The 4873-nt window shown below is 59.0% G+C and carries 3 protein-coding genes; all 3 read left to right on the top strand.

Annotation, left to right across the window (positions count from 1 at the left end; genetic code table 11):
- Positions 1-413 precede the first annotated feature (413 nt).
- Positions 414-1082 (top strand): TetR/AcrR family transcriptional regulator, encoded by a 669-nt coding sequence (locus tag ABYV26_RS21000; RefSeq protein WP_372683313.1) that lies wholly within the window; start codon positions 414-416, stop codon positions 1080-1082.
- Positions 1083-1159: 77 nt separating this feature from the next.
- Positions 1160-3268, top strand: coding sequence for an SDR family NAD(P)-dependent oxidoreductase (locus ABYV26_RS21005; RefSeq protein ID WP_372683314.1), 2109 nt, complete (start codon positions 1160-1162; stop codon positions 3266-3268).
- Between the two features lie 169 nt (positions 3269-3437).
- Positions 3438-4873 (top strand): hydroxymethylglutaryl-CoA synthase family protein (locus ABYV26_RS21010; protein WP_372683316.1); only part of this gene is annotated, 1436 nt, incomplete at its 3' end.

Genomic DNA, 4873 nt, shown 5'->3' on the forward strand with positions numbered 1-4873 from the left:
GCGTACCGTAAGTACGCTGCCTACGGCACCCGCGATAGCGGTATTCCTAAAGATTCACAAGCCTTGATCTCGAGTTTTTTCGAATCGGTCTGAAATGCGACTTTTTTAAGGGGTTATCAAGTTTTTATGAACCCAAAAAAAGTCCCCTGTCGTGTCATTCCCGCGAAGGCGGGTGCACGCAGTGAAGCATTAGCGATATCTATAACTATCTGATAACACTGGATCCCCGCCTTCGCGGGGACGACAGCAAAAAGGGAATCCCAAATTTTTACGGGACCGTCAAGTTTCATTATTAAAAGAAAAAAGCCGTTGACAATACATGATGCCTCGCTTAATAATCCATCAAATGATGGAAACATTAGATGGGCTACTTTTTGTAAACGCTTCCATGCGCCCGGGAGCCTGATCGTCCCATGCCGTCACCTCTAGATAAAGCCAGAAAAAACCCAGACTCCAACAAGGCCCGGATATTGACTGCCGCCCGCCGGCTGTTCGGCGAATACGGATATCAGGGCACCACCACCCGCATGATCGCCAAGGCGGTGGGCATCGACATCTCCACCTTGTACTATCACTGGGGAGAGAAGGCCGACCTGTACGAGGCGGTCATCATCGATCTCAACGAGGGAATCGAGGCGCAGTTCAAGGTCATCGAAAGGCTGGCCAGAGGCAAAAGCCTAGCCGATCGCCTCGCCATCGCCATCGATGTCATGTGCGACTACCTTCACGAGACCCCCGATGCGTCGAACCTGCTGCTGCTGGGCTATTTCAGCAAATCAAAAACAGAAGTCAGCCTGGACGAAAAGGTGGCCGGCCACCTCGCCAACATCGCCATCGCCATGGGACTGGCCATCGACAAGCGGCATGTGACCCCCCAGGCCAAGGCACGCATCATGACCCTGTGGAACGCCGTGCTCAGCTTTATTTCCGGCGAGAGCTTCTTCCGCCCCATCCTGGGCGTGGACCAAGCCGCTTACCTGGATGTGGTCAAAGAAACCTTGAAGTTTCTGCTGATTCCTGCCTTTACAGGCAGATCCGGCGACAATGGGTTAAAAATACCCGAAAACCGGCAAGAAAAATGAGCGACGAGGCCAACTGGCCGACAGACCGATAAAAAATCTGACGGATCCAATCACCTTACAGGCAAGGAGGGACCACCATGGCGCTGAACATGGATGCCATCGGTAAACCCATCGGCCCGATGACTCGGGACTACACGTGGAAAGATGCAGTTCTTTATGCGTTGGGGGTCGGTGCGGGGTTTTCCGAACTGGACTACTGCTATGAAAAAGACCTCAAGGTCATCCCCAGTTTCGCCATTGCCCTGATCTTCGATTTTTTCTTCCAGGCGGCCACCGCTTCCAACATAAACCTGGCGGGTGTCCTTCACGGGGAGCAGGAATTGACCTTCCACAACCCCATGCCTACCGAGGGGAAACTGATCACCACGGGCAAAATCGTGGACCACTACGACAAGGGTGCGGAGAAGGGCGCACTGATCGTGGCCCAAAGTGATACCGCCCTGGCCGACGGGCAAAAACTCTTCACCAGCACCATCACCATTTTCGGGCGCCTGGACGGCGGTTTCGGCGGCAAAGACCGCCACCAGCCCCCCGTAAAATTTCCCGACAGCGAGCCCGATTTCGTGGTGGAGGCATCCCCCTCACCGAATCAGCCGCTGCTCTACCGGCTATCCGGAGACATCTTCCACCTTCACGTGGATCCGGAATTCGCCAGGATGTCCGGGTTCGACATGCCCATCATGCACGGGCTGTGCACCCACGGGTTTGCCTGCCGGGCATTGATCGCCAGCCTGGTACCGGGCCGTCCCGAGCTGGTTCGTCGCTTGGCCTGCCGCTTTTCAAAGGCCCTCTACCCGGGCGTTCCCATCAAGACCATGATCTGGAAGACCGCTGCGGGCAAGGCCGTCTGGCGCACCGTCAATGCCGAAAACGGTCAGACGGTCATCGACAACGGTGAATTCGAGTACGGTGACATCCCCAAAAACGAGATCCGCTTCGACGACCGGGTGGCGCTGGTCACCGGTGCCGGCGCGGGCCTGGGTCGAACCTATGCCCTCGAGCTGGCCCGGCGGGGTGCCCGGGTCCTGGTCAACGACCTGGGCGGCAGCCGGGACGGAACCGGTGACGGTTCATCTTCACCGGCCGACCGCGTCGTCGAAGAGATTCGGGCTGCCGGCGGTGAGGCCGTGGCCAACTATGACGACGTGTCCACTGTCGACGGGGGCGCCAGCATCGTCCAAGCCGCCCTCGACGCATTCGGCAGCGTTGATATTCTGATCAACAACGCCGGTATTTTGCGGGACAAGAGTTTTATTAAAATGGCGCCGGAAGCCTGGCGCGCCGTGCTGGACGTCCACCTGAAGGGTGCCTACAACGTCACCCAGCCCGCGTTCGCCGTCATGAAGGAAAAGGGCTACGGCCGCATTGTCATGACCACTTCGGCGGCCGGCCTCTACGGCAACTTCGGCCAGGCCAACTACGCGGCGGCCAAGATGGGCCTGGTGGGATTGATGAACACCTTGAAGCTCGAGGGAGAGAAATACGGCATCAAGGTCAACACGGTGGCCCCCATCGCCGCCTCCCGACTGACCGAAGACGTGATGCCGCCGGAATTGGCTGCCCGTTCCAAACCCGAATTCGTCTCCCCCCTGGTGCTCTACCTGTGCGCTGACCAGTGCCCGGTCAGCGGCAACATTTACAACGCCGGTCTGGGCTTCTTCAACCGGGCGGCGGTGGTTACCGGCCCGGGCAAGGTGTTGGCCGCAGCGGGTCAAGTCCCCTCGCCTGAATCGGTCATGGAAAACCTGGAGGCGCTCGCTGACCTGACCGGCGGCAGGGTCTACCCCGACCTCACCGCCCAGGTAAGCGACGTCCTGACGGCCTGCCAAAAACCGGCAGCAACGTCACCAGCGGGTGAATCGCAGGGTTTTTCTTCGGTTTCCGCGGTGTTCGACGCCATGCCCGGCGCCTTCGTGGCCGATGCGGCCGCCGGTGTGAACGCGGTATTCCAGTATGTCATCGCCGGCGCCGGTGAGTGGCACTGCGCCATCACGGATGGCACCTGCACGGTGTTGGAAGGGATCCACGACAGCCCATCCTGCACCCTGAAAATGGCGGACACGGATTTTCTGAAGATGATGAACGGCCAGCTGCCGCCCATGCAGGCTTACACTTCGGGCAAACTGAAGATCAACGGGGATATCATGAAATCCCAACTGATCGAAAAGCTATTTAAATTGAATTGAATAAAAAACGGGTGACTTACATGCATCTCAGGCGATTTCGTAAAACGTTCGAGATCAAGGCTTGCGAGTCCCGAGGAATGAGGCGTACTTTCGGTACGCCGCAGTGACGAGGGAAGAAGCGTAACGCAGATATCGAGCGTTTTACGGAATCGCCCATTAAGGAGTAGTTATGGTTGGTATCACTGCCTACGGCGCCCACATCCCCCGACTCCGGCTGGATCGGATGTCCATACTTCAGAACATGGGCTGGTTTGCCCCGGCTGTCGTCATGGTGGCCCAAGGCGAGCGATCCATGTGCAACTGGGACGAAGACAGCCTGACCATGGCCGTGGCCGCTGCCAGGGACTGCCTGACAGGTGTGGACCGATCCCGGGTCGACGGCCTCTACCTCGCGTCGACCACCCTGCCCTTTGCCGACCGCCAGAATGCCGGCATCGTGGCCACGGCCCTGAATCTGAGAAGCGATATCCTCACCGCGGATTTCACCGCCTCCCAAAAGGCGGGAACCGGCGCCCTGATCACCGCCTTGGACGCCGTGAAAGGCGGTGACCGACACCAGGTTCTGGTGGCCGCCGCCGACTGCCGGGAAACCAAAACGGCCTATTTTTACGAAATGTGGTTCGGCGACGGCGCCGCCGCCCTACTCGTGGGTGACGAAAACGTCATCGCCGAATTTCTGGGCAGCCACTCGGTATCCTATGACTTCGTGGACCACTACCGGGCCGCCGGAAATCGATACGACACCATGTGGGAAGAGCGCTGGGCCCGCGACGAGGGCTATGCCAAAATTATCCCTGAAGCCGTCAACGGGCTGATGGACAAGCTGAGCATCACCGTGGACGACGTCGACCAGCTGGTATTTCCCTGCTTCTTCAAGGCCGAACATCGCAACATTGCTGAGACGCTGGGCGCCGGCAAGGGCAAGGTGGCCGACAACCTGCACGATGTCTGCGGGGAAACCGGAACGGCCCACAGCCTGCTCATGCTCACAAAAGCCCTTGAGACGGCCAACCCCGGCGACCGGATCCTGGTGGCCGGTTTCGGCCAGGGGTGCAACGCCCTGTATTTCAAGGTGACCGAAAACATTCTCGACCTGAAGAGCCGCGACGGCGTCAAGGGGTGCCTGGAGAACAAAAGGACCATCGACAATTATCCGAAGTTTCTCACGTTCCGAAATCTGATTCAGACGGAAATGGGCATTCGTGCCGAAGCCCCCGCCCGGACGGCCATGACCGCACTGTGGCGCAAACGGCAGATGCTCTTGGGGTTGGTGGGCGGACGCTGCGAGGCCTGCGGCACCGCCCAGTTCCCCAAAATGGACATCTGCGTCAACCCGGGCTGCGGGGCGCTGCGTACGCAGCAGGATTACGAATTCGCCGACGTTTCGGCAACCATCAAGACATTCACCGCGGACCTGCTGGCCGTCTCCGTGGACCCACCGCACTGCTACGGCATGATCCAGTTCGACGGCGGCGGCCGCTTCATGGCTGATTTCACCGACTGCGCCATGGAAGATCTCGAGGTGGGCCTGCCCATGCGCATGGTCTTCCGTAAACGCAGCCAGAACCCGGAGGGCGGCTTCGTCAACTACTTCTGGAAGGCCAC

This window comes from Desulfosarcina sp. (assembly GCF_041551955.1).
In the GTDB taxonomy this organism is placed as follows: domain Bacteria; phylum Desulfobacterota; class Desulfobacteria; order Desulfobacterales; family Desulfosarcinaceae; genus Desulfosarcina.

Excerpts from the sequence above, each read along its gene's own strand:
- ABYV26_RS21000 (WP_372683313.1), top strand. The coding sequence starts at position 414 with ATGCCGTCACCTCTAGATAAAGCCAGAAAAAACCCAGACTCCAACAAG.
- ABYV26_RS21005 (WP_372683314.1), top strand. The coding sequence starts at position 1,160 with ATGGCGCTGAACATGGATGCCATCGGTAAACCCATCGGCCCGATGACT.